The sequence below is a fragment of the Synechococcus sp. PCC 7335 genome, assembly GCF_000155595.1.
In the GTDB taxonomy this organism is placed as follows: domain Bacteria; phylum Cyanobacteriota; class Cyanobacteriia; order Phormidesmidales; family Phormidesmidaceae; genus Phormidesmis.
This window is the reverse complement of record NZ_DS989904.1, coordinates 2,249,106-2,276,092: the sequence shown is the minus strand read 5'-3', so window position 1 is coordinate 2,276,092 and position 26,987 is coordinate 2,249,106. Positions and strand designations below refer to the sequence as shown.

Annotated in this window: 16 protein-coding genes and 1 tRNA gene; 9 read left to right on the top strand and 8 right to left on the bottom strand. The window is 49.2% G+C overall.

Annotated features, from left to right (window positions below):
• Window positions 1–137: 137 nt before the first annotated feature.
• Both S7335_RS09815 and dnaG read left to right on the top strand, forming a co-directional pair.
• Window positions 138–776 carry a hypothetical protein gene (locus S7335_RS09815; protein ID WP_006454716.1) on the top strand — a complete coding sequence of 213 codons (639 nt, stop codon included), beginning with the start codon at window positions 138–140 and terminating at the stop codon, window positions 774–776.
• 6 nt (window positions 777–782) lie between these two features.
• Window positions 783–2,726, top strand: coding sequence for a DNA primase (dnaG, locus tag S7335_RS09810; protein WP_006456832.1), 1,944 nt, complete (start codon window positions 783–785; stop codon window positions 2,724–2,726).
• 170 nt (window positions 2,727–2,896) lie between these two features.
• Here the strand turns inward: dnaG and gap are convergent, their stop codons facing one another.
• The 3 genes from gap to S7335_RS29190 all read right to left on the bottom strand — a co-directional run bounded on the left by gap (window position 2,897) and on the right by S7335_RS29190 (window position 6,755).
• On the bottom strand, window positions 2,897–3,964 hold the full coding sequence (gene gap / locus S7335_RS09805) for a type I glyceraldehyde-3-phosphate dehydrogenase (protein WP_006457426.1): 1,068 nt from the start codon (window positions 3,962–3,964) through the stop codon (window positions 2,897–2,899).
• A 283-nt stretch (window positions 3,965–4,247) separates the two neighbouring features.
• On the bottom strand, window positions 4,248–6,476 hold the full coding sequence (locus S7335_RS09800) for an AAA family ATPase (RefSeq protein WP_006456154.1): 2,229 nt from the start codon (window positions 6,474–6,476) through the stop codon (window positions 4,248–4,250).
• A 147-nt stretch (window positions 6,477–6,623) separates the two neighbouring features.
• Window positions 6,624–6,755, bottom strand: coding sequence for a hypothetical protein (locus tag S7335_RS29190; protein ID WP_006453781.1), 132 nt, complete (start codon window positions 6,753–6,755; stop codon window positions 6,624–6,626).
• A gap of 167 nt (window positions 6,756–6,922) precedes the next feature.
• Here S7335_RS29190 and S7335_RS09795 point away from each other — a divergent pair, with 167 nt between their 5' ends.
• Window positions 6,923–7,378 carry a type I secretion target GGXGXDXXX repeat protein gene (locus S7335_RS09795; protein ID WP_006456862.1) on the top strand — a complete coding sequence of 152 codons (456 nt, stop codon included), beginning with the start codon at window positions 6,923–6,925 and terminating at the stop codon, window positions 7,376–7,378.
• A gap of 99 nt (window positions 7,379–7,477) precedes the next feature.
• Here the strand turns inward: S7335_RS09795 and typA are convergent, their stop codons facing one another.
• Both typA and S7335_RS25870 read right to left on the bottom strand, forming a co-directional pair.
• Window positions 7,478–9,271, bottom strand: coding sequence for a translational GTPase TypA (gene typA, locus S7335_RS09790; RefSeq protein ID WP_006455971.1), 1,794 nt, complete (start codon window positions 9,269–9,271; stop codon window positions 7,478–7,480).
• Window positions 9,272–9,625: 354 nt separating this feature from the next.
• Window positions 9,626–12,118, bottom strand: a complete 2,493-nt coding sequence (locus S7335_RS25870) for an integrin alpha (protein WP_006456886.1) — start codon at window positions 12,116–12,118, stop codon at window positions 9,626–9,628.
• Window positions 12,119–12,379: 261 nt separating this feature from the next.
• Between S7335_RS25870 and S7335_RS09780 the strand changes: the two genes are divergently transcribed.
• Window positions 12,380–13,507 carry a glycosyltransferase family 2 protein gene (locus tag S7335_RS09780; protein ID WP_006456228.1) on the top strand — a complete coding sequence of 376 codons (1,128 nt, stop codon included), beginning with the start codon at window positions 12,380–12,382 and terminating at the stop codon, window positions 13,505–13,507.
• Between the two features lie 7 nt (window positions 13,508–13,514).
• Entirely contained in the window at window positions 13,515–14,468 is a 954-nt protein-coding gene (locus S7335_RS09775; RefSeq protein WP_006455249.1) for a polysaccharide pyruvyl transferase family protein, read from the top strand.
• Window positions 14,469–14,553: 85 nt separating this feature from the next.
• Here the strand turns inward: S7335_RS09775 and S7335_RS09770 are convergent, their stop codons facing one another.
• Together S7335_RS09770 and S7335_RS09765 are read right to left on the bottom strand one after the other, a co-directional pair.
• Window positions 14,554–21,837, bottom strand: a complete 7,284-nt coding sequence (locus S7335_RS09770; protein ID WP_006454775.1) for an Ig-like domain-containing protein — start codon at window positions 21,835–21,837, stop codon at window positions 14,554–14,556.
• Window positions 21,838–22,237: 400 nt separating this feature from the next.
• Window positions 22,238–23,062 carry an ion transporter gene (locus S7335_RS09765; RefSeq protein WP_006455992.1) on the bottom strand — a complete coding sequence of 275 codons (825 nt, stop codon included), beginning with the start codon at window positions 23,060–23,062 and terminating at the stop codon, window positions 22,238–22,240.
• Window positions 23,063–23,150: 88 nt separating this feature from the next.
• On the opposite strand from S7335_RS09765, the gene S7335_RS09760 reads away from it, so the two are divergent.
• The 4 genes from S7335_RS09760 (at window position 23,151) to fba (ending at window position 26,189) form a co-directional block, all read left to right on the top strand.
• The gene (locus tag S7335_RS09760) at window positions 23,151–24,224 is read left to right on the top strand and encodes a sirohydrochlorin chelatase (protein ID WP_006455612.1); all 1,074 of its coding nucleotides are present in this window, start codon (window positions 23,151–23,153) and stop codon (window positions 24,222–24,224) included.
• 17 nt (window positions 24,225–24,241) lie between these two features.
• Window positions 24,242–24,514 (top strand): regulatory protein SipA, encoded by a 273-nt coding sequence (sipA, locus tag S7335_RS09755; RefSeq protein ID WP_006454796.1) that lies wholly within the window; start codon window positions 24,242–24,244, stop codon window positions 24,512–24,514.
• 134 nt (window positions 24,515–24,648) lie between these two features.
• Window positions 24,649–24,720, top strand: a tRNA-Lys gene (locus S7335_RS09750).
• A 389-nt stretch (window positions 24,721–25,109) separates the two neighbouring features.
• Entirely contained in the window at window positions 25,110–26,189 is a 1,080-nt protein-coding gene (gene fba, locus S7335_RS09745; protein ID WP_006457186.1) for a class II fructose-bisphosphate aldolase, read from the top strand.
• A gap of 154 nt (window positions 26,190–26,343) precedes the next feature.
• Here the strand turns inward: fba and upp are convergent, their stop codons facing one another.
• Window positions 26,344–26,976, bottom strand: coding sequence for a uracil phosphoribosyltransferase (gene upp, locus S7335_RS09740; protein ID WP_006454333.1), 633 nt, complete (start codon window positions 26,974–26,976; stop codon window positions 26,344–26,346).
• Window positions 26,977–26,987 lie beyond the last annotated feature (11 nt).

Genomic DNA, 26,987 nt, shown 5'->3' with positions numbered 1-26,987 from the left:
TCATCAGCTATTCGCAGCTGCATAAAAAATGTAGAACTTGGACTGTAAGAGCCTATGATTAGGGCATGCTGGCGTAAAAATGCGTCAATTGGCTGAAAAGACCTCAGCATAATGACTTAACTATTTCGGCACGGGCCTTGGGTGTAGAACTTCGTAGCTACGTATATTTAGACAATCTTCAGCCTCAACACGCCGCCTACATTGGCACTGTTTCCATCGGTTTTCTACCTCTACCCGGAGATGCTTCGCTCTGGATCGAGGTATCGCCAGGCATTGAGATCAACCGAATTACTGATGTCGCCTTGAAATCCGCTGTCGTGCGCCCAGGTGTGCAGGTGGTGGAAAGGCTGTATGGGGTCTTAGAGATTCATGGCAGTCAAGGCGAAGTCAAAGCTGCCGGCAGAGCCATCTTAGGCTACTTAGGACTTCAGCGTAACGATGCACTCAAACCAGAGCTGCTGTCAAATCAGGTGATCCGCAATCTCGATCCTCACCATGTGCAGCTCATTAATCGCACTCGCCGAGGCAATATGATCCTAGCGGGCGAAACCCTATACGTGATGGAATGCCAGCCAGCTGCCTATGCCTCGCTCGCTGCCAACGAGGCCGAAAAAGCCGCTTTTATTAATGTTTTGCAAATCTCCTCTATTGGTAGCTTTGGCAGATTATATTTAGGCGGTGCTGAGCAAGATATTTTAGCAGCGGCCCGGGCCGTACAAACGTCAATGCAGGCGGTACCCGGACGGCTCGATGATGATGATGATTTAGATGAGTAATCGCTAATGGGCACTCCCCACATTCATCCAGACACCATTGATGAGGTTCGTCAGCGCGCCGACATCGTCGATATTGTCTCTGAGCAGGTCGTGCTCAAAAAACAGGGCAAGGATTTTGTTGGGCTGTGCCCGTTTCACGATGACAAGTCACCTAGCTTCAGCGTGAGTCCGTCGAAGCAGTTTTACTACTGCTTTAGCTGCGGGGCGGGGGGAAATGCGTTTAAGTTTTTGATGGAGCTAGGTCAGCGCTCATTTGCGGATGTCGTACTGGATTTGGCGCGGCGCTATCAGGTGCCAGTCAAGACCACAGAACCAGCTCAGCAGCAGGAGCTACAGAGAAAGCTAACGCTTAGAGAACAGCTCTATGAGATTGTGGCGATCGCCGCTAAGTTTTATGAGCATGCCTTATTTCAGCCAGATGGAAAACAGGCACTCGCCTACTTACGAGATGAAAGGCTGCTGAGCGATGAGACGATTAGCCACTTTCAGATAGGCTACGCGCCTGAGGGATGGCAGACGCTGTATGGCTATTTAGTCGATCAAAAGCGCTATCCGGTAGGGCTAGTTGAGCAGGCTGGGCTGATTGTACCGAGAAAGGAAGGAACAGGCTATTACGATCGGTTTCGCGATCGCATTATGGTCCCTATCCACGACGCCCAAAATCGTCTGATCGGATTTGGCGGTCGAGGGCTAACAGCAGAGGCTAAGCCCAAATACTTGAACTCACCCGAGACAGAGCTGTTTGACAAAGGGAAGACACTCTACGGACTAGATAAAGCAAAAGCGGCGATCGCCAAGCAAGATCGCGCGATTGTCGTCGAAGGCTACTTTGACGTGATTGCTCTGCACGCGGCAGGCATCACCAATGCAGTGGCCTCGTTAGGAACGGCCCTAAATGCTGCACAGGTCAAACTGCTGCTGCGCTATACCGAATCAAAGCAAATCATCTTTAACTTTGACGCGGATGCGGCAGGAATAAAAGCCGCTGAAAGGGCCATTGGCGAAGTCGCAGAGATGGCCTACCGAGGCGATGTACAGCTCCGTGTGCTCAATATTCCAGACGGCAAAGATCCCGACGACTACCTGCGACTGCATACAGCTGAAGCGTACATTGCCTTAACCAACTCCGCTCCGCTTTGGCTCGATTGGCAAATCGACAAAATTGTCAGCGACGCAGACCTGAAGCAAGCCGATCAGTTTCAGCAGTGTTCACAGTCAATCGTTTCGCTACTCAGCAATATTGCCAACGCTGATACCCGAACGCACTATATTCGCTACTGCGCTGAGATCTTCAGTCAGGGGGACGGTCGAATTGTACCGTTGCTAGCCGAAAATCTGCTAGCTCAGGTTCGGCGTAAACGTCGCAATCCCGGAAATAAACAGAGTACTAAAGGCGACAAAAGAGATACCAAGATTCTCAACCGCAGCTTTTTAGAAGAGGCTGAAGCGGCACTACTACGGATTTATATTCACTGCCCCGAGCATCGCCAGACGATTATCGATGGCCTAGACGCTCGCGATCTGGGGTTTAGCTTTTCTCACCACCGGGCGCTATGGCGTATGGTAACTGAGCTAACCGAGATTGAGAAGCGAGAAGCATCCGCTTCAACTATGCTGCAAACGCTTCGTAATTGTTCAGCGGAGTCAACCGGCCCTCTCTCTCAGGTTCACCATCTGCTGTATCTAGATGAAAAGACACGCTTGGATACGGTACGCGAGCCTTTGGTAATTCGCGCGGCGATCGCCTGCCTGGAGCGAAACATGTGCGAAAAGCGATATCGGCGGCTACTCGAACTTTGGCAGGCCGGAGACTTCTCCAAAACACCCGAAACTCATACAGAGTATCAGAAGCAAATTGTCGCAGAGAAAAGCCGGATTAATGAGCTAGATAGAGAAGAACGCAGCGTCGACTTTGTCGATCTTGCCAGCGTCCCCTGGGTTGGGCAGTGATACTAGAAGCCAGCAGAAAAGCTCACTTAGACCAGCTCACTTAGACTAGAGCAGACCCACTCGGTTGGAGTGGGTCTGCTTAGCTACGGCAGTATCTATGACGACCAGGAGATTACGGCTAACTATCGATTGAGCCGACTATCAACTGACCATATCTGAGTATCAACTGACTATAAAGAAGCCACAATACTACTCGCCATTAGCGGCTCTGTCGTCAAGATACCTTCTGTCTGCGCCATGTAGAGCATTAGGTCCATCACTCGATTAGAGTAGCCCCACTCATTGTCATACCAAGAAAGCACCTTAAAGAACCGATCGTTAAGTTCCATGCCTGCTTTGGCATCGAAAATACTAGAACGAGGGTCGCCTGTAAAGTCAGATGAAACTAAAGGCTCTTCGGTATAGCCTAAAATACCGCGCAGCTCATTTTGAGCGGCTGCCTTCATGCGTTCACAGATTTCAGTGTAGCTAGTGGCCTGCTCAGTGCGAAAAGTCAGATCGACAACTGAGACATCTGGTGTAGGAACTCGAACGGCCATGCCAGTCAGTTTGCCAGTGAGTTCGGGCAGCACCAAAGTCACCGCTTTGGCTGCACCTGTAGAAGCCGGGATCAGGTTCTGACCTGCACCCCGACCACTACGCAAGTCTTTGCTAGAAGGACTATCCACGGTGTACTGCGTCGCAGTAGAGGCATGAATAGTGGTCATCAGACCCTCTACTAGGCCAAAGTTATCGTTGATGACTTTGGCAATCGGCGCTAGGCAGTTGGTGGTACAGCTAGCGTTGGAGACAATGCAATCGCTCGCAGGATTGAATGTCTCATGGTTCACACCGACTAGAAAAGTCTGCACTTCACCAGGACTCTTGGTAGGTGCTGAGATCACAACCCGCTTGGCACCCGCAGTTAGATGAGCATTCGCAGTATCGTGAGTCGTAAATCGGCCGGTGGCTTCAACAACATAGTCAGCGCCAAGGTCAGCCCATGGCAATTCTGCTGGGTTGCGAATGGAGGTGCAAGGAATGTAGTGGCTGTTGACGATGATGCCGCCGTCGCGAGCTTCGACTTCGCCAGGAAACGTACCGTGCGTAGAATCGTACTTAAGCAAATAAGCTAACGTTTCGGGAGCAACTAAATCGTTGATCCCAACAAACTCAATGTTGCTGTTGTTTACCGCTGCTCGAAAGACTAATCGGCCAATGCGGCCAAATCCGTTGATGCCAACTTTTAATACAGCCATAGGAGAATTGATAGTGTGGGTCGTCTATGAATATGAGGCGAATATTCGTGTGCTAGACAGCCGAGCCATTCGGGTAGACCCAGCGATCAGTGCCTTCATGACTTACATTTCACTAGAAAAAATCTCAAAACCTCGATATCCACACTTTTCCTTCAGAGTTGAGCGGTATATGCATCCGTGATGTAACCGAACGTAGCGGAATATGCAGATTTGGCAACAATTGAGGCTTTCAGCACAGCTCACTGGTTATGCTACCGCTGGTAACCGTGAGTATCTATATCACTTAGCGACAGCATAGGCGCGCTTGAATCAGAACTAGCGTACGATTCCAGGTGACAGTTTGATTTTTCAACTGCCGAGAGAAGTGCTTTTGAAGACGCCTAATATCCTGAGGAGAAAAATCGTGGGCACTCAGGCGATCGCAATACTTACTTCCCTTGCCTAGCCACCGCGCTAGTAATTCTGTTGTAATCGTGAGCGGTGTCTGCAAAGTCATCAGTGTTGTCTCGCAGTCAAACCCCGCCGTTTCAAAATCGCGTTGAAGATCGGCAACATCCCAGTTCACCATGGCATCGGTAGGGTTGTTGTATAGATCGGCTTCCGCCGCACATAGCTGCTCATATAGATCTGTCTCTATCTTTTGAGCATCTAATAGCCTTGATAAACGCTGTCCTCTTCGCGGTACAGATTCAGCCAAAACAACCGATCCTTCTACCGCTATTATCTGGCTGATTTGTTCAATGGCGCTCAGTTTATCAGATAGCCCCATCAGTGCATTTCGCCCAATCACACCATCGAATTTAGGGGATGGCTTTTGCGTAGTTTGGTCTAAAGCCTCTAGCCAGTTAGACTCATTGACGGCCACGATCATGGGTCTAGCCAATTCGCTAAGCATCTCTGAGCGTTCAGTTAATGCCTTGTACTCTTTCTGAGACCAGACGTAGCTATAGACACCGCCTTCTGGCACTTGGCGAACGGCTTCCCAGGTGAGTAATCCAGTACCGGCATTCAGGTCTAAAAGAACATGATGGCGTTGGGGATTGAGTAGGGCGAAGAGGCGATCGCGTACCTCCCCAAGCTGACTGCCCAAAGCGCCTGTTGCCCTTTGCAGCCATCTATCCTGCTGCTGATCTAGCGGTCCATAGGTCAGCGCTTCTGGCATCGAACGCTCATTATTTTGCTCTACCAGCGCTGCTAGCTGAGCTTCTCTTCGCCTAGCCACTTGCGTCTGAATCTTCCCCTCATATCCCTGGTTTGAAGGCTGATAAAATACCTGCCCCTGCAAACTGCCTGGCAAGTACTGCTGCGCTACCCAATGATCGCGGTATGCATGCGGATACAGGTATCCTGCGCCATGACCGAATCCCTTTTTATCTCTAGTCGCGTCGCGCATCGCGTTCGGCACATCACCTTCTCGCTCATCTTTCACCGCCGCTAGCGCGTCAAAAAACGCCATTACGCTATTGCTTTTCGGAGCCGTCGCTAGATACAGCGTTGCCTGAGCCAAAGGATAGCGACCTTCTGGCATTCCTACCCGGTCAAACGCCGCTGCGCAGCCTGTCACGACCACAACGGCATTTGGATCGGCCATGCCCACATCTTCTCCGGCTAAAATCACCAGCCGCCGAAAGATATAGCGCGGATCTTCTCCGGCATACACCATTCTCGCTAGCCAATACAGCGCCGCATCTGGGTCAGAGCCTCGCACGCTTTTGATAAAGGCGCTAATCGTATCAAAGTGAGCATCGCCTTCTTTGTCGTAGAGCACTGCTCGCTGCTGAACCGAATCTTCTGCCACAGCTAGCGTAATTCGCAGCTTTCCATCACGGTCAGAAGAGGTTGTTTCTACCGCTAATTCCAACGCATTCAATACGGTTCTAGCATCACCGTTTGCCACATTCACTAGATGATTTAGCGCGTCGGTATCAATCAGAATATCTTGCTTGCCATACCCTCTTTCAGAATCACTCAGGGCCTGTTGAACAATCGCTTCAAGGTCATCTGCGTTTAAAGGTTTGAGCTGAAATACGCGAGAACGGCTAACCAGCGCTTTGTTTACTTCAAAAAATGGATTTTCAGTCGTTGCGCCAATGAGAATGACCGTGCCGTTTTCTACCCAAGGCAGCAGTGCGTCCTGCTGCGCTTTGTTAAACCGGTGCACCTCATCGACAAACAGAATTGTCCGCCGTCCGAACTGACCGCGATGGGTTTGCGCCTGTTCAATGGCAAATCTAATGTCTTTGACGCCGCCGAGTACCGCATTGATCGCAACAAACTGCGCCATTGTCGTATTGGCAATGACTTTGGCTAATGTTGTTTTACCCGTACCGGGCGGACCGTAAAAGATTAGAGAAGAGAGCTGATCGGCTTCAATCGCCCGGCGCAGCAGACGACCAGGGCCGACGATGGCATCTTGGCCAATGAATTCAATGAGCGATCGCGGTCTCATCCGAGCTGCCAAAGGCGCTTCAGAAACAATCAATTCCTGCCGCCTTTGCTCAAATAAATCCATTGCTGGTCAGTAGATCGATCAGTGTCTCACCACTCTACCTAATACCGGCCAATAGCGACCAATAGCGGTAAAGCTAGCTGTGGTCAAATCTGCTGTATCCAAGGCTGTACCAAGGCAAATACCAAGAACTGCGTGAATTGAGTCTCGCTAAAGCTGTTGCTCACGATAATCAGCAACTGACGACCATCGGCTAGAAGCTTTAATCACAAATTTAGGCATATGAGCGTAAACAGACTCATGGCTATCGAGCGATCGCCGTTGGATTCTACCAACCGGCATTGAGTTCAAGAAACCGACTCGAATCTAAAGAATAGTCGACTATCTAAAACGCCCTCGGTGGCGACGACACGGTAGCAGGCAACCTCGGTGACGATGTTATCCTCGGTGGCGACGGCAACGATATTTTGCGTGGCGACCTCAACAGCCGCTTTACCCAAGACAACATCATGGACGGCGACGACATTATCTTTGGAGGGGAAGGGAGCGATCGCATCGGCGGCAAATCTGGCAACGACATCCTCAGCGGTGACGCTGGCAATGACTTCATCTGGGGTGACGATGGCAACGACACCATCATGGGCGGCGCCGGCAACGACACCCTTGTGGGCGACAACTTCTCCAGCGGCAGCGGCAGCGATCTGTTTGTCTTTGGCAGCGGCGACGGCACAGATACCCTTCTTGACTTTGAGGTCGGCACTGACCGGATTGGTCTTGTCGAAGGTGAATTGTTGTTTACTGACTTAACGCTGACGCAAGACGGAGAAAATACCCTACTAGGTACAACAAGTAGTGACGAAACGCTGGCAATTCTTAACGGAATACAAGCATCGGCACTGACGGAAAGTAGCTTTGTGATAGTTGCCGATTTCTCCAACCTAGAAGAGGCAATGGCTTTAATCTAAACTCTGGTTTAAACGCTAGAGCTTAGCCGCCGTACAGGAACCATACGGCGGCTAAGGGGTTTTCTCTATTCCTTTTGCTCTACTAGCGCTATTTACGTATTACCGCTTAGCTAGCTTTTTCTTACCAACCTTTCGCAATCGAATAGACTCAGGCGTCACTTCTACCATCTCATCGGGGCCAATGTACTCTAGCGCTCGCTCTAGACCCATCTCCATCGGTGACTGCAATTGAACAAGTTCATCGCCTGAGGCGGCCCGGTGGTTGGTTAGCTGCTTAGCTTTACAGATATTCAGCTCTAGGTCTTGAGGGCGATTGTTTTCTCCCACGACCATGCCCTTATATACCTTTGTACCCGGCTCAATAAAGAACGTGCCTCTATCTTCCGCATTCTTCAGCGCGTAGAAAGTAGCCACGCCTTCTTCAAATGAAATCAACACGCCATTGCGACGAGTCTCAATCTCACCTGACATCGGACGATACTCCAGAAAGCTGTGGTTCATGATGCCAGCACCCCGAGTCACGCGCATAAATTCACCTCGAAAGCCAATTAGTCCCCGAGCGGGTACGACAAACTCTAGCTGAGCACGGCCATCACCTGAGACCATCATGTCTTGTAGCTCGGCTTTACGCTGACCCAAACGCTCCATACAGCCGCCAACAGCCTCTTCGGGTACGTCTAGCACCAGCTGCTCAAACGGCTCACAGGGCTTGCTGTTGACTTCGCGGTAGATTACCTGCGGCTGAGAGACCTGAAACTCGTACCCTTCACGGCGCATGGTCTCAATTAGGATGCCAAGGTGCAGTTCGCCTCGACCAGAGACAGCGAATCTGTCAGGTGAATCAGTAGGTTCTACACGCAGGGCAACGTTGGTTTCTAGCTCGCGGAAGAGGCGATCGCGCAACTGACGAGACGTGACAAAATCTCCCTCTTGCCCAGCAAACGGCGAATCATTCACAGCAAAGGTCATTTGCAAGGTAGGTTCGTCTACCTTAATCAGCGGCAGCGCCTGCGGATCGGCAGCGCAGGTGATGGTTTCACCGATATTGGCATCCGCAAAACCCGCAACTGCAACCAAGTTACCGGCAGTGGCTTCTGGAATCTCTACCCGTGACAAACCCTGAAAGCCCATCAGCTTCGAGATTTTACTCTTTACGATCTTGCCGTCTTCTTTCACCAGCGCGCACTGCTCACCCTGACGAATGGTGCCGTTGTGAACTTTACCAATCACAATTCGGCCCAAGTAATCTGAATAGTCGAGCGTGGTCACCTGAAGCTGCAGTGGCTTTTCAGGATCGCCTACTGGCGGAGAGACATGGTGAATAATCGACTCAAACAAAGGCTTCATATCCTTGTCTTCGTCTTCCATCTCATCTTTGGCAAAGCCAGCGAGCCCAGAAGCAAAAAGATAAGGAAAGTCGCACTGGTCGTCATCCGCACCCAGCTCAATGAAAAGATCGAGAACTTTATCGACAGCAGTGTGGGGGTCTGCCCTGGGTCGATCAATCTTATTGACCACAACGATTGGACGCAACCCTTTCTCTAGTGCCTTTTTCAGCACAAAGCGGGTTTGAGGCATGGGGCCTTCGTTTGCATCGACAATTAACAAGCAGCCATCAACCATCCCCAATACGCGCTCGACTTCTCCACCAAAGTCTGCGTGACCAGGAGTATCAACAATATTAATAAGCGTTTCGCCGTAGTATACCGCCGTATTTTTCGACAGAATCGTGATCCCTCGTTCCCGTTCCAAATCGTTTGAATCAAGGACACAAGTAGGGACTGCTTCGTTGTCGCGAAAGATGCCAGACTGCTCTAGCAAAGAGTCGACAAGGGTAGTTTTGCCGTGATCTACGTGGGCGATGATGGCAACGTTACGAATGGGAAGGCTCATAGGGAGTCTCAAAGGTTGGCTGAATAAGTAAGCTAAGTAAAGCTCAGGAGGTTAAAGGCTCAGTAGTAGAAGAGCGACTGTCTGAAATTTACATCTTCTGCAATAAAGGTTTACCAATTGTAACTTACGCAATAGCGACCCAGCACAGACAGGGTGGCTAATTTGGCTAGGCTACAGAATAAACGGTGCGCTGTTGCCTTTAAAAACCAGTCAAAGCCCTACACCTTCGGCAAAGTAACAATCGAATTAAGCTTGAAGAGATAAAAAGCCAGAAAAAAATAATGGCCTGATCCGCTTCGACTAGATCAGGCCATCGGATGGAGATACCTCAGGAATTTAGCCGAGAAGAAGTATCTAAACAGTAACGAATGTAGCTGCGGTTAGCCCCGTAGTATCCACTCCCGTCAAGATAGCGAGTGTTTGCCCCTCAAACGAGATAGTTTCACCCTCAAATGAGAGGGAACCCAGCGTCAGCCCCTCTGCCAGGCCGATGAAGTCGCGATCGCGCTCAAAGTCCACGATGGTATCGGTACCTTCTCCTGCGGCTAGCACAAAGGTATCGGCCCCTTGTCCGCCTGAAGAGTCGTCGCCTATGAGGATATCGTTGCCGAAGCCGCCACGCAGAATGTCATCACCGTCATCGCCCCAGATCTGATCATCGTCATCGCCGCCAAAGAGGGTATCGTTGCCACCCTTACCGCCAATGCGATCGCGCCCTGCCCCACCAAAGATCACATCGTCATTACCAATGCCTACTTGAGACTTGCGTGAGTTCAAATCCCCACGCAGCACATCATTACCGCCACCCCCAAAGATAGTGTCTTCGCCTAAGCCACCAGCAATTAGGCTATTCGCATCGACTAACACTACCGCTGTACCAGACGCTGTTGCCGTTAGGGTGCTATCAGCTGTTCCAGAAACACTCACTTCATTCGTGACTGGAAACTGCTCAGCAGTCAGTGTATCTGCTCCAGAAGTGCCTAGCACAATAGCCTCTTCTCTAGACAACGTTGCCTGGTAAGTAGCTACCGTAGATTCGCCTGCCGCCAGCGTTTGACCAACAAGCTGATCAAGCGGAACGGCATCATTAAACGCGCTATCTACAACTTCACTAATTGCGATCGCCACTTCACCTGTATTGACAACTTCCACCTGAAAAGTGACTTGCCCATCATTCGCCTCAACTTCCTCTGCGCTAAAGGTGCCATCTCCATCGGCGTCCACTAACTTCGAGACACGAAGTGTTGGCTCAATAGGTGGCTCTGGCTCGACAGGCGGTTCAACGGGTGGCTCGACGGGCGGTTCCACAGGTGGCTCGACAGGTGGCTCGACAGGTGGCTCGACGGGTGGTTCGATGGGCGGCTCACCTTGACCAAAGACCACATAGGCTAAGCCTGCTGTTTTATCATCTGGGTCGGCGGTGATGAAATCATCGATACCGTCATCGTTGAAGTCACCAATGCCGCTAACCTGTTTGCCAGCGTTGATGAACTGCTCGAAGAAACGAAAACCGTTATCGCCATCTAGATCGGAGACGTTCAAAACGCCGCCCTGTCCGATATCATCATCGCCAAATATTGCGTAGCCATAAGGAGAAAAGATAGTACCGACTAGCAGATCGTCAATGCCATCGTTGTTGAGATCGCCCGCGTCACTAACCGAGTTCCCGAACTGGCTAAAATCGCTGTCGCCGTTGATTACAAAGCCGTCGCTGCCATCCAGCTCAGTCACATCCAACAGCCCTGTGCGGCCAAGATTTCGGCGTCCGAAAACAACAAAACTACGGCCTGGAGCGTTAGCGCCGCCGTTTGGCCGAGGTGCGCCAACAATAAAGTCATCAATACCATCATCGTTGATATCGCCTGCGCCGCTGACAGAACGGCCTAAGTCGCTACCGCCTAACGCGTTGCCTACATCGCCTCTCAGCACAAACCCCTCATTCCCATCCAAACCAGCTAAAGCGATCGCGCCATCGTTACCAACATCGCTGCCGCCAAATATCACATAGCTCTCCCCATCTCCGCTTGTTCCATCGGCCCCGATGATAAAGTCATTAGCGCCATCGCCATTAACGTCACCGATGCCGCTAACTGCCCTACCGGAAGCACCTAAGAGCTGGTTGACTCCTTCCACAACAAATCCATTTGAGCCGTCAAGATCGAGCGTGCTAAGGCGACCATCCTCAGCAATATCAGCGCCGCCGAAAACCACATAGCTGCGACCATCAAATCCACGTCCGCCCGTCGCAAACGCCCTAGGCGCACCCACAACAAAGTCAGCGATGCCATCGTCATTGATATCGCCTACACTGCTGACCGCCGAACCCAAAGACTCTGCGAACCTGCCATCACTCGCAAACGTGAACCCGTTGCTACCATCAATTTGATCTGCAACGAGTTCGCCATCAAAAAAGTTTGAGCGATCGCCGCCAAACAGAATCTGCGCTTCCCCTTTATCAGCGCCAGGCGTACCTATCAGCAGATCATCGAACCCGTCATCGTTCACATCGCCCACGCCGCTAACAGAAGCGCCCAAAGAGTCCAGAGCCGCTGCGCCATAGAGCGTAAATCCATTGCGACCGTCTAGCGCAGATACGTCAAACTCACCGCTACTGCCGACTTCACTGCCGCCGAAGATAACGTAGCTTTCACCTGCCGAGAAAAATAAGGCATCGTTTAGACCATTGCCCCCTGGGTTGCCGATGATCAAATCCTCGATGCCATCGCCATTAAAGTCACCAGCGCTGCTAAGCGATCTGCCTAAGTCGTCGCCGATACTTAGGCCTGGAATCTTGAAGCCATTCGTACCATCTAGCGTGCCAAGATCGAAAGTAGAACTAAAGCTCATAGTGTTCAAAAGAAATAGAGTGGAAAAAGTAGCCGAAGCTACTCATCAATTTTTCTCACCGGTTTTGAGCTATTCAGTCTTTCATACTGAGGCGACTTGTCTGCATTGCTAACGACAAAATGAAGTTAATAGGAGGGTATAAGTCAAAAGCCTATGAAGTATTTTTCTACATTGATAGGCTAAGCAACGTTGCCTGCTAGGTTATTGAAGAACTAGAAATCAAGGCGTTTCAGTGACTGCTCTATCTTTCTCAAACAGTTAATGCTTAAACAACAGGCGCATATCATTGAAAGAACGTTAGATAGATATAAAGCTGGTAGAGCCTTGTTTAGAGCGCTTTGTGTTGTCGCTTCTATCTTTCCGCTAAAGAAAACCTTACGTCTGTGGCTACTACGGCGATCGCTTCAGTCCGCGCATGGTCCCGCGCGTATCGCTGCGGACTCATCTAAAGCTGTTGTCCTCTGCGTTGTCAAGGATGGAGAGAGTCTTATTCAAGCTTTTATCGAACACTATCTTAACCTTGGATTTAGCCATATATTTTTCTTAGATAATGGATCGACAGACAGAACGGCTGAAATTATCAGGGCAAATCAGCAAACTACGTTATTTTCTTCTCATAAGCCCTTTAGAAGATACTTTGACGTTTTCAAGAACTTTTTGATTCTGACCTGCGGACGGGGTCACTGGTGCGTAGTGGCCGATATCGACGAGTTTCTTCATTTTCCGCTAGATAGAGAGCTGAAAGACATCACAGCCTATTTGAACCAACATGAATACGATGCCGTCTGCATACAAATGCTAGACATGTTTTCAAAAGAAGGGATACAGCTCTCAAATCAGGTAAGAGCCTGGACGCTATCGGAGCTAGAATCTGTCTTTCGCTACTACGATATTGAACATATAAAGCAAAGAAACTACGTACGCCGTTTTCAGCCGAATATTTATCCAGACCTGAAGTTCTTCCACGGTGGGATCCGCAAGACAGTTTTCGACCGCAATTGTTTCCTGACCAAAGAAACAATGTTCTTTGCCCGTCGTGGCACGCGGCTCAAGTCTTCTCACCTATTGAACTACGCGAGGCTAGCAGATTTTTCTGTTGTCTACTTACACTACAAGTTTGTAGAAGACTTTTACACAAAGACAATAGAAGCGGTAAAAACTAAAAGCCACTGGCACGATAGTGCAGAATACAAAGGGTATCTTGCTGTCTTGGAAAAGGCAATAATAGAACAGAAGACTGTGTTTTCACTATTACAGCCCCACTCCCATGAACTAAACGCGATAGATGACCTCATTGAGACCAACTTTCTATTTGTTTCTGAGCAGTTTCGCACCTCCTCCAAGCAGCCGGACGCTCATTCACTACCAAGTTTGGCGCTAGAGGTGTAGCAGGAGTATGAGACTCTTCTACTATCAGGCTCATTCATCTGTAAAGAATTTCGGAGACGAACTAAACCCTTGGTTGTGGTCACGTCTGCTACCTGCACTCAACGGATCTGATAAGACCCTATTGATCGGCATCGGCACGCTTTTAAACGAGAAGACAGCTGCTCTAGTCAGTAGCGCAGAAGATGTCGTTTGCTTTAGCACAGGTGCGGGGTACGGGAGAAGCTTTCACTTTCGTCCGCCGTCAAATTGGAAGATTTACTGCGTTAGAGGTCCGCTCTCAGCTAAACGGCTGAACCTACCAATGTCATTAGCAGTTACAGACGGAGCAGCTTTACTTAAGCGGTACTTTAAACCGCTTGAAGAAGCCGAACGTCGCTACGAGTTCTCTTATATGCCGCATTTTCGTCATCGTCTCTCTCCTCTGTTTGAGAAAGTTTGCCAAAGAGCCGGCATTCACTATATCGATCCGACTGGCGAAATCGAAACAACGATCTCTGAGATCTTACAGACTAAGGTGCTAATTAGCGAGGCGATGCACGGTGCGGTTGTTGCTGACACGCTAAGAGTGCCGTGGATACCAGTACGGACCAGCCCCAAAATACTACTGTTCAAGTGGCAAGACTGGTGCGCGTCTGTGCAGATCCCCTATCGCTATCACGCGATTCGCGGGGCAAGGCCATTTTCTCTCATGGATTTTAAGTACCCAATTCGACCTTATTTGCAAAGACAGTCTTCAATAGAGGCGTTACTCGATGGATTTAGAATGAGCGATTTTTCTAGTGCGTTTGGCAAAAGTCCGACAGAAATAACTGAAAGAAAGTTAGATAGCTTGAGTACACAGCTGGTATCGATCACTCGAAAGACGCCGTTTTTGAGCTGTGATCGCCATCTAGAAACGCTGGTGGTCAGGCTAGAAGAACGACTAGAGGAACTGGAAAAAGATATGGCTAACTACGCATAGCTAATTGCAGGCTGCACCTTCAAGCGATGGCGTGAAGATGCAGCCATATATCTAGATTTGTGCAGTCAAGTTCATACAGCTAGATCTACACCGAGACAAACGAATCTGCTGTTAGCGTAGTGGTATCTACGCCTGTCAACACAGCTAGCGTTTGCTCGTTTAGCGAGATAGTTTCACCTTCAAAAGAGAGCGAGCCTAGCGACAGGCCATCTGCCAAGCCAATGCGATCACGGTCAACCTCAAAGTCCGTGATGGTGTCGGTGCCTTCTCCACTGGCTAGCACAAAGGTATCAGCCCCTTGTCCGCCAGAGAAGTCATCGCCTGTGAGCGTGTCGTTGCCTGCGCCGCCTCGGATGATGTCGTCGCCATCGTCTCCCCAGATCCGGTCATCGTCGTCGCCACCAAAGAGGGTGTCATTACCGCCTTTTCCACCAATGCGATCGCGCCCAGCACCGCCACGAATGATATCGTCATCACCAATACCAACCTGAGAGTTTCTACTATTCAAATCCCCTCTGAGAATGTCGTCCCCAGGGCCACCCAATATTGTGTCTTTTCCAAGGTCACCTGCAGCGATATCGTTACCGCCTAGTGCCTCGATCACGTCGTCAATGCTGCTACCAATAAGAATATCGTCCAAATCTGTGCCAAGAATTTTATCTGGATCTATTGGATCTATTGGATCTATCGACAGAGCAATCTCAACCTCGGGATCTGTATCGCTACCTTCTAAGAAGCCTTCATCGCCTGTAACAGCAAAGTCGAAGGCGGCTGATTCAAATTCAAAGGTGCCGGGGGTATAGCCTGCGGCTAGAGCAGCGGCATCACCTCTGGCTTTTGAGACAGGATCTAAATCGGCGTAGGTGAATTTGATCGGTGGAAAGTCAGGATTATAGAAGGTATCTGGACCTTGGCCTTCTTCGTAATCGAAGAGGGATTCTGAAACGTCTTTCACGCGCCATCCTTCTCTGTAGTCTCCGTAGAGGTCTTCGAAGGGCAGAGGGCGAGCTAAAACTGTTCCATCGGGAAGGCTGACATCGTCATCCGCGTTGTCGTTGAGGTTACCGAGTAATCCTACGATTTGTTCTTTCTTTTCATCGCCGAGGGCGACATCTACAATGTTAATGGTGCCAGGTCTAAGGTAATTAACGATTAGCTGGTCATCGCCATCAGTGACAGTACCGTCTTCTCCGGCGTAAACAATAGTGTATTCTTCTCCTCTACTTCTGAAGATTTTGCTGTTGCCAACGTCGATGCTTCCGCCGCTGGGAATTTCTACAACTTCACCATCTACTGTGACTTTAGCAACGCCAGAGCCGCTGCTTCGACTTACCACAGGACGACCGTCGATGAATTCGATGCCTTCAGAGTCGATAACGACTCGCTTGCCATCTAATATTGTTGCAACGGCGCTCGCTACAGTTACTCTAGGATCGATTTCTACATAGCGAACTTGAATGTTGAGGTCACCTTCAAGAGATTTAACTAGGGTAAATTCTCCGGCTCCTTGGAAGTCGTAGCCGACACCATCGAACGTTGTTAAATGAGGTTCGCCCTTTGAGCGAGCTTGGTTATTAGGCGGATTAGGAGTCGGATTCGACTGATTAATATCTGTTGAGCTATCAGCTACTTCTTTCTCATATGGAATAGACGGTTCTATCATAGGCGGAGTATCATTACAACCTGAAGCGAAATTTCCTAGACCCGCAACAATAGCAGAGATACCTAAAGAACCTGATATGCGTCTTCCGTTTGGAGAGGATAACAAAGTACCGAGTCTTCTAGGTCCGAAATATTTGTTCTGCTTAAGAGTTGATATCCCTTTTACACTTATTGCAGTAGAGGCAGCACCACCAAGAAGAGATGTTCCCGCCGCAACAGCGGTACTTGATGGGTCGATAAAATCGCCTACCTCCTGTCCGATAGCTCCACCTATGCCAGAGATTGCAGAAGTAGCTAGCTTTCCTGTTATTCCGCTAGCGGCTCTTCCTAGCCCTTTCGCTATAGTTCCGCCTAATGGTCCAGCAACGCCACCAATCGCTCCTCCAATTGCGCCGCCAAGTGCCGCCCCTGCGAGCTGCCTTCCAGTTGGGATCTCTCCACAATAAAAAGAACTAGCAGCACTGAATATAGTGTTGAATACTGCACCAGATATTGCACCACCAATAATTAACGGAATAATTTCGCCAGAGGGATCTATCAACGTGTTTGGAATGTTGAAAGCATACCTGTAGAGATTAGGGTCGCCACTAGCAAAGCCAAGGGGATCTGTAGAGTTGAACCTACCATCCTTATTGTCATAGAATCTAGCTCGCATGAAGTCGAGTCCGTTGGCTTCCTCCGAGACGCCCCACTGACCGACAAACTCAAACGAATTTTCTACAGTTTCTATTTCAAATAGTTCACTACCAAAAGGTGTGTAGGTGTAACTATTAAGCTGGGTTCCTGTAGAGTCAGTCAAACCAGCAGTAGACCCGATTGCATTGAAATCATAAAAAGCATCTGTTGTTCCATCGTCTCGATTAACTAACCCAATTCCATGACTGTATTGAGCGACTAAACCTCCATCGATATATTCCGCTACCACATCTCCTAAGCCAAAGGGATCAATAAGGTACTCTGTGCGGATACCGTCATAAGTTGCTGCTGTACGATTCCCTAAAGCATCGTATTCATGTAGCGTTTCACTACCATCATCTTCAACAACTCGGACTAAGCGATTCTCGTTGTTGTACTCATATATCCAACTACTATCACCATCAGCTTTGAAGATTAGGTTCCCGTCCGCATCGTAGTCATAAACTGTTGCGCCAGTGCTCTCGTACTGATTTAGCTCATTGGCTACGTAGTTTGTTACCTCTCCATTAACGACTGTCTGAGTTCGATTTCCCGCAGCGTCGTAGGCGTAGCTTAGATCTTGGTCTGGAATATCAGGATTAGTAGAAGCAAAAACTGCTCCTGTGAGCTGACCTATTGCATCATAGCTATACGACCATTCTCCATCTAGTGTCGCAACACCAGTTTGCTGTCCTAATGCGTCATAGCTATACACATAGCTAGAGTTAACCGAATCGTTAGGAGCATAGTTAAAGATACTGGTGACCTGCCCTGCTGAATCATAGGTGTAAGTCGTGTAGGTGCCGTTTCCATTATCTTCTCTAGCTAAACGACCCACCTCATCGTAAGCATAGGAAACTATCAAATCATCATTTTCATCGGTTAGTTCTGCTAATCTTCCTGCCTCATCGTAGCCATAGTTCACCTGATTACCATCGGCTTCGGTCATGCTAGTCCGCCGTCCGCCTGCATCGTAGGTATAAGCTAGTGATCGTCCGTTCGCGTATGTAATTTTAGTCAGTCTGTCAGCCGAGTCATACTCTAATTCTGTAGTTCCTTTTTCATCTTCAGCCGAAACTAAGTTTCCTCTGTCATCGTATGCATACGCTAAGAAAGTGCCATCAGCGTTATCCTGCCGTAAGAGCTGACCGCGAGAGTTATACGTATATTCAATCGTCTGTCCTCTCCGGTTCACGGATCGAGTGACGTTGCCGTCGTCGTCATAGCCAAAGCTCTCAAAACTGCTATCGGCGTAGCCGATGCTAGTCAAATTACCCGACTCATCATAAGCATAGGAGATGGCATTTCCTCTAGCATCGGTTACGCTGGAGAGCGAATTGAAACTAGGCTCATAGATAAACTCTGTCCGCTGGCCCAACGGATCTATCTGAGTGATCAGATTTCCCTTATCGTCATAGACAAAACCAAGGTCACTACCTTCAGGTGCGTCAATACCAACAACGTTACCCGCTGTGTCATAGTTCAGTCTCAGCGTACGGCCCAAAGCATCGGTAAGCTGACTTACCTGGCCCCTATCGTTCAAGAATAGTTGCGTTTCAGCGCCGCTTGCATCTGTAACAGTGACCTCACCGTTCTCCCCATAGTCATAGGTGATAGACTCCTCACCTTCGTCAATACTTTCTCTAACTAGCCTGCCACGGTCGTCATACTCAAAATTAACTTGTGTTCCATTCCCATCGGTAACTGAGGTGACTGCAAAATCGTTGTTGTATGTATAGCTAGTTGTTCCTTCCGGGGCAGTAACACTAGCCAAAAGCTCTCCATCATACGTGTATGTAGTTGTCCTACCTAGAGAATCCGTTGCTTGCGTGATGAAGCTATCGGAATTACGGACGAAGGTAGTACTATCTCCATTCGACGCGACAAGCTCTGTCAGTTCGCCACTGTTATATTCTGCAACAATACGATTCCCGTTAGTATCCTCAAGGAAATCTAGTTGTCCATCAGCAGTGAACTGAGTAGTTGTCCCGCTCTGTTCCGTCAGCAACAACCCATCATCAGTTCTGACCAGAGAACCAAAGTCGCCAGCAGTAGAAGCGTATGTTCCATCCGATTGAAGGGTAAAAGATCGTCTAGCACCTGCGTTGATGACAGAAACATTTCCCTCCGCATCGGTTTCAGCCTGATTATCACCAATGAAAAATCGGCCTCTTCCAAAAGACCCTAAGCTATTACGTAAGGCCAACGCTTGATAATCACTAGCCTGCTGAAATTCAAAGCCCACCAATCGACCAGCATCAGCAACATACTCGCCTTGTTCAGACAGATAGCTAGCATTTTGTGCTAAGAGTGTCTCATAGTCTTTCGCTGTCGTACCTACAGATATGACAAAGTTATCATACGTTGCATCCCAAGCCTCGTCAGTCAGATAGTCAGGCTTAAGCGTCTCTCTCAGTCCGTCCCAATCAATAACTTCTTCAGGATCAACTGTGCTAGCAGAAAAATCAATCCGCTGACCAGCATCTGCCGTAGACTGAAACTCGACAACAAAGCTATTACTCGCTCCCGCAGGCAGCACACCCGCTAACCCTTCGTCATTAATTCCTAGGAACTGAATCGAGTCTTCAGAAAACTCTGTTCCACCAATAGGTACAAGCTTCGCACCAGTAGCCGACAGTTCGAGCAGAGGAGCTGTCAGGTCTGTATCACCTCTGTTCGTGTAAGTCACCGTAACAAAATCAGTTCCGCCTGCTCCAATTCTGCTAGGAGAGCTAATTGTTACTTCTAAGGGCCCAGAAGGTGGTTCAACCTCGGTATTACCAAAGTCAACGCTTTCGACAGTCTCACCCTCCGATAGATCTATCGTATAGAAATCAGGGCTTGCGACGCTTTCCGGCAATCCTCGAACGTTGACTACGTCAAAACCAGGAGATTCTCCCCTATTGTCAAGGCCCACGATCTTCACTGCTCGGACAGGCTCGATAAAGTCGATGTCTGAGAGGTCAAAGCTAGAAGTTCTGCCCCCATCGCCTACACCTAGTGAGACAAAATCTTCCAAATTTGAACTGACGAAGATTTCTGCTTGGTCTCCCGCTGCACCGCTCTCTAAGACAAAGATGTCATCTCCTGGCCCGTCTACAACCGCCTCATCTGTAAAACCAACAGTTACAAAAGAACCCCTAGGCAGAGAAAGCGCATCCGAGTCGTCACTACCTAAGACAACATCTGCACTTACTGGAACAACGACTTGACCATCTGTATCAATTCCGTATGGGCCTGCCTGTGGCCCTTCTCCGCTGTCGAAGTACTCTAGAAGAGCATCAGCGAAGCCATCTCCTGTGGGCCGATCACTACCGATAGGAAACGTCTGAGAGAACCCTTGAGGTACAACTTCTCTAACTACATAACTACCTGCTTCCAGATTTTCAAATCTGTAGCTACCTGTGTTGTCATCTGTTAGTTCTACAGATTCCTCATCGTCTAGAGCACCATTATTATTTGCGTCTATATAAACCTGTACGTTTCCTAACCCAGGTTCTCCGATAGAGGACCCATCACCATCTAGGTCGTTCCACACCTTACCAGCAATGCTTCCACTAGATGAAGGGCTGACATCGACTGTAACTGTTGCACTATCAGTCAGTTCACCGTCGCTGATCTCATAGATAAAAGTATCCCTACCACTAAATCCGGTGTTGGGCGTATAGGTGACTGTGTCATCAGAATTGAGGGTGACGCTGCCGTTACGACCCTCTGTTACGATTTCAACTCTTAACTCATCTCCGTCAGCATCGCTGTCATTGTCTAGTACATCGATTAAAACTGCTACACCTTCACTGGTAGTGGAGTCGTCGTCTCCGGCGCTAGGAGCCCGGTTTTGGTCGTCATTGAGAATGGTTATTGTTGCATCCCTTTCACTGATAGTCGATGTTCCAGGTGAGGTACCGTTGCTCAAACTAACTTCAATAGTTTCGTCGCTTTCAATATCGGTGTCGCCTGTAACATCGAGAGTGATGCTTTTTGTGGTTTCGCCCGCAGCGAAGTTGATAGTCCCAGTAATATTATTAGCACCGCTGGTTCCACCAATATTGCTGTAGTCTGACCCGTTGGCTGCCGTACCACTAATGGCATAGTCTACAGAGCTGACTTCTTGTGTCGCTCCAGAGCGAGTAACGGTAAAGACAACTTGCTGAGCGCTGCTATTACCTTCGACTAGGCTGGTAGGAGCACCAGATAAGGCGTAATCAAGATTGGGAACGTCTTCAGGCGCCCCTGAGCCAAAAATAGTATTAGTGGTGTAAATAGTTGACTCGCCTGGGTTGAGTACATATTTGTTTCGCAAAGCCAGGGTAATGTCGTAGCCAGCTCCAGCTTCTACAAACTGGTCAGCGTCGGGACCATCACCCGTAACAGTATCGTCCAGCTCTGTTCCCGTGATGATGCGTGATTGCAATCCAGGAAAAGCATCAACCTCAAAGCGGCCTGAACCACTGGCGTCACCACCTTCGCTCGTAATGCCAAAAAAGGTCGTCGAGGTATCCGGCTGACCCGCCTGATCTGTTTCAAATAAAATCTCCTGAGTACCATTGACTAGCCGACCACCACCATCGACTAGGCTGCCGTCAAATAATAAATCGCCATCTATGTAGCGAATCAACTCAAAGGAAATCGCTGTAGAACCAGAGTTGGTAATCTCGTAAGTCTGCGTAAGTAGGCTGCCGCTTCGATTACCGCCTTGAAACGTTTCGCTAACGACCTGATCTAGATCAAAATTGAGGTCGCCGAAGCTAAAACTACTTTCAGCCGTTGTTCCATCGCTACTAACGAAACTAACATCGCCTAGGTTCCCAGAGCTGCCAATACCTGAACTAGAGAGAAAGGTGCGACCCCCTGAATCTCCAATCCGAATAGCTACTGCTGATTCAAAGGTTGTTCCTGCCTCGTCGATGGTACCAATCGGATCGTATGTGGCATTCCCACCCGGTCCGAGAGATCCAAAAGCACCGTAAGAATCAAGTAGTACAGTAAGGCCGCCATCGCCACCGGAGGTAGAAAGCGTTGCTGTTGCCATCTGGTTGTCTCCTAATCTACAACTTATTAACTCAAGTAAATTTTTGTCATAAGAATCTCGCAATGCACGCTCATGAGATACGCTCCGAAATCAACTTATTTTGATATGTTTGCCAGCGTAGCTGAGTATGCTCAGTCCTACGTGTACGTAGAACTCAGAAGTTTGGATGCACTCTGAATTGGAAAAATATACTCATATAGAGAACCGCTAACGTGGTCGCCTTTGGCATCGTTAGGCGGCACGTTCGCAGATATTCATTCACCCACAGATTATCTAGCACCGACGATCAAAACCGATACTATATGCACGAAAAATGCAGGGATCTTTAAGAGATCTTTATTTATTGAAGAGATATCTACATTCGTTGAATGTTTACACACTAAGTGATACTCAAAGCTTCCTAGTTCGGCACTTCAGCCGTCTTCGGACTCTTAGGTAGCGCTGCGCCACAGCGACGACAGTATTGAGCATCTTCCTCGTGACCGAGCAGCCCGCAGTTAGTGCAGGTAATTCGGAGCGAGTTTTGCACTTTAGTGAACTGTTGAATGAAGTTGCCAACTTGAGTGGGGATCAGAGCAATGCCCGTCATGATCATCATGATGGTTAGTCCTCGGCCCAGCTCTGATGTGGGGGTGATATCACCGAAGCCAACGGTGGTCATCGTCACTACCGCAAAGTAAACCGCATCTAAGAAGGTGGCAAAGTTATCACTATTCGCCTTGTGTTCTGCCTGATAAATCGCCCCGGAATAGATAAAGATGATCGAAAATAGGGTGAACAAAATCTTGCCAAAGATCAAACCTTCGTAGCCGCTGATTCGGTTAAATAACGTCCTCTTCTCGAAAAAGCGAGCCAGCCGAAGGATTCGTAGCCATCGAATCAGTCGGAGAAAGCGGAAATCCAATGCACTTAGCAAGAATGGCAGAATAGAAACCAGGTCGATCAGGCCATACAGACTGAAGAAGAAACGGATGGGCTTTTCGGCAGACCACAGCCGCAGTAGATATTCAAGGGTGAACAGCGCCAGGATGACCTGATCGGTAATTTTGACAGCACGCTGGACAGTCGTAGGCAGAGAATAGGTTTGAATAGCGAAGAGGGCAGCAGATAAGAGAATCAAGAAGGCGATCGAGCCATTCACCGCCAGACTTGTCACCGACTCTTTGCCGTCGATGATCTGTCTTGTTTGCTCTCGTAGCTGGCTTACCTGCTCTCGTAAAGTCATGTAGCGAGCCTATCCGATTTTTTTCGCAGGCGATAAAATTACTAAGTTCACCAACATAGAAGCTTGCGCGGCACCCGAGCAAATCTACATGGCATTCATCCAAACATCTGACACGCTGACTACACAGTTTTCATCGCTATCAAATCTATCAGCAGCGGCTAAAGTTACGACCAACAGCGCTCCGGATGACTCTATTCAGCCGATTAAGCTTCCGCCACTTTCGATCCAGCGTCCCCTATTAATGGTAGGCCACGGTACCCGCAATCCTAAGGGCCGTCAAGACCTGGTTGACTTTGCCAGTATCTATCATCAGCTAGATCCATCGCGTCCGGTCATCCCCTGCTTTCTAGAACTTACCGAGCCTAATATCCAGGTGGGCGTAGACCAGTGTGTCGAACAAGGCTATACCGATATTTCCGTCTTGCCCATTTTGTTGTTCGCTGCTCGGCATAACAAATTCGATGTCACCAATGAGCTAGACCGCGCGAAGAAACGCCACCCAAACTTGACCTTTCACTACGGTCGTCACTTTGGCATCACCCCGGCCATCTTAGATCTATGGAAGGCTCGCCTCGCTCTACTAGATACTCCTGAAAACAATCCCAATCGCATCACCCGCGAAGAGACGACCTTGCTCTTCATCGGTCGAGGCTCTAGCGATCCTGACGCTAATGGCGACGTCTACAAACTTGCTCGCATGGTTTGGGAAGGTAGCGGCTATCACACCGTAGAAACCTGTTTCATCGGCATCACCCACCCTAGACTAGAAGAAGGGTTTCGGCGATCGCACTTCTACCAGCCTAAGCGCATCATCGTATTGCCCTACTTTATGTTTACCGGCGTGCTGATGGAAAAAATTGGGGCGATCGCTGCCCAGCAGCAGCGCCTTACTCCCCAGGTCGAAATTGTCACCCTGCCCGAAATGGGCATTCATCCACTGCTCTTGCAAGTTTTGCGCGATAGAGAGATTGAAACCCAACTCGGACAAGTTGCTATGAACTGCGAAGCCTGCAAGTTTCGTCTGGCCGCCAAAGGTGACACCGACCACGGCCATCACCACGGCCATCACGACCACGGCCATCACCATCACCCCAATCAGTCCAGCCCGGACCCCTACGCCCAGCCCGAGAAATACCATCAGCGCATCTGGCAAGTTCCCTAACCCTATTCCACTTCCCTATGACCTCATTTAGCGTTGGCGATCGCGTTCGCCTCCATACCCGTCCCCCCTATCTCAAAAGCGCCGAGACCATGCCAATGCTTCGCCCCCCCGATCTCGTCGAGATTGGGGAGGAAGGTACAATTTTGAGTCGAAAACCTGGCGGCTATCTAGGCGTTCGTTTCACAGGCGGCAAGTTCCTCATCGATGCCCAGTACATAGAGCACGTCCAGAAGCACGTCGAGTCACCGGCAAACGCTTCCACTGATTCTGAATCAGCAGCAGAGAAATAGCTTTGTCTCGGGCAGAAATAGCTTTTTCAAAAAACTTGCGATAGCGTTCAGTCCGTATGCTACATTTAGAACCCGTGCGGGGATGACAAAATACTGCTGCAAACACCTCACAGCAGTTACCCAGCCGTAAATGGGGGTCGCTAGCTCAGTGGTAGAGCATTCGGCTTTTAACCGACTGGTCCTGGGTTCGAATCCCAGGCGACCCATTTTTTACTGTTATAGCTTGCCTTTATAGCTTTAGTCTTAGCTTTAGTCTTTGTAGCTTGTTGTTCATACCTGTTTGCTTTTCACAAGGTATAGCGCAAAACATTGCCAGGCATACGCACTCTACAAAACGTAGAAATTACTTTGACCAGAAGAAAATCTATCCTAGTTAGGAAACGCTGTGTAGCCTTTGACCTTGCAACGTTTTTTTGATTCATGAGCCTACCCGCTCAAACTCAACCCAACGCTCTTGGCAAAACAAATCGTCAGAGGTTTATGTTTTGACTTACTATTAAATTGATAAGAACCTACACCTATCGCAACTTTAGGTAACACTTTAGATAAAGCAGGTGGGTTGACCATCTCGCAGACAAAATTAGGAGGATATGGAATGGCGCTGGTACCAATGCGGCTGCTGCTCGATCATGCGGCTGAAAACAGTTACGGAATTCCTGCATTCAACGTAAACAACTTAGAGCAGATCCTGGCAATTATGCAGGCTGCTGACGAAACAGATAGCCCAGTTATCTTGCAAGCTTCACGGGGCGCACGGAAGTACGCAGGCGAAAATTTCTTGCGCCACCTCGTAATGGCAGCGGTTGAGACTTATCCTCATATCCCTGTCGTTATGCACCAAGACCACGGTAACGGCCCAGCGACTTGCTACTCAGCAATCCGCAATGGCTTTACTAGCGTCATGATGGACGGATCGCTCAAAGAAGATGCCAAAACACCTGCAAGCTTTGATTACAACGTTAATGTCACTCGCGAAGTCGTTAAGGTAGCTCATGCTATCGGTGCGAGCGTAGAAGGTGAGCTAGGCTGTCTAGGTTCACTCGAAACCGGTCAAGGCGAAGCAGAAGACGGCCACGGCTTCGAAGGTAAGCTCGACAAGGATCAGCTATTGACTGACCCTGAAGAAGCGGCTCAATTTGTAGAAGCGACTCAGGTAGACGCGCTAGCAGTTGCTATCGGTACTAGCCACGGTGCCTACAAGTTTACTCGTAAGCCGACTGGCGAAATCCTAGCGATTGATAGGATTGCTGAGATTCACAAGCGGCTGCCAAATACTCACTTGGTCATGCATGGCTCTTCTTCTGTTCCTCAGAAGTGGCTAGAGATGATCAACGCTCATGGCGGTGCTATTCCTGAAACTTACGGCGTCCCTGTCGAAGAAATTCAGAAAGGCATCAAGAACGGCGTTCGCAAAGTGAATATCGACACCGACAACCGTTTGGCAATTACAGCAGCTATTCGCGAAGCGGCTGAAGCGGATCCAAAGAACTTCGATCCTCGTCACTTCCTCAAGCCTTCTATTAAGTACATGAAGCAGGTTTGTACTGATCGTTACGAAGCATTCGGCACTGCTGGTAATGCTTCTAAGATCAAGCAGGTCGGCGTTGAAGTCTTTGCAGCTAAGTATGAAGCTGGTGAACTAGACGCAAAAGTCAAGACTGCTGCTGCTGTGTAGTCAGCCGGGTAAACTGGTCAGTTAATGACCTATTAGCTGAATACGGAATACCTGTTAGCTAAACTAGAAAACGCCTCAAAGCCTTGTGTTTTGTAGGCGTTTTTTTCTTATCGTTTAAGCAGTTTAGCTAGCGCATACTCCCGTCTCGTAGAAACTACTGGGTGCCAAACATGCGATCGCCTGCGTCTCCTAGCCCTGGCACAATGTAGCCATGTTCATCTAGCTTATCGTCAATAGCAGCGGTGAAGATAGGCACATCAGGGTGCTCTTTGTAGAAGTTGGCGATGCCCTCGGGAGAGGCCAGCAAACAGACGAATTTGATGGACTGCGGCTGGGTTTCTTTGAGGCGATAGACGGCTGCGATCGCCGTATTTCCAGTGGCAATCATTGGATCCACAATCAGCATCTGGCGCTCTTGAACATCGTGAGGGACTTTGAAGTAATACTCTACGGGCACCAGCGTTCTAGGATCCCGGTAGAGGCCAATGTGGCCAACCCTAGCCGATGGTATTAGCTGGAGCATGCCGTCTAAGATACCTTGCCCCGCTCGCATAATTGAGATCAAGACCAGCTTTCTCCCGGTTAGCATCGGAGCATCCATCGTAGAAAAGGGGGTTTCAATAGAGACGCTCTCTAGGGGTAGATCGCGAGTAACTTCATAGGCTAGCAACATGCTGATCTCTTGCAGGAGTTCTCGAAACTTCGCGGTGCTAGTATCCTTTTGCCGCATGAGCGTCAACTTATGCTGAATCAGAGGATGCTCGATGAGGGTGGCTTGGGTGTTCATGAGGGCTGTAC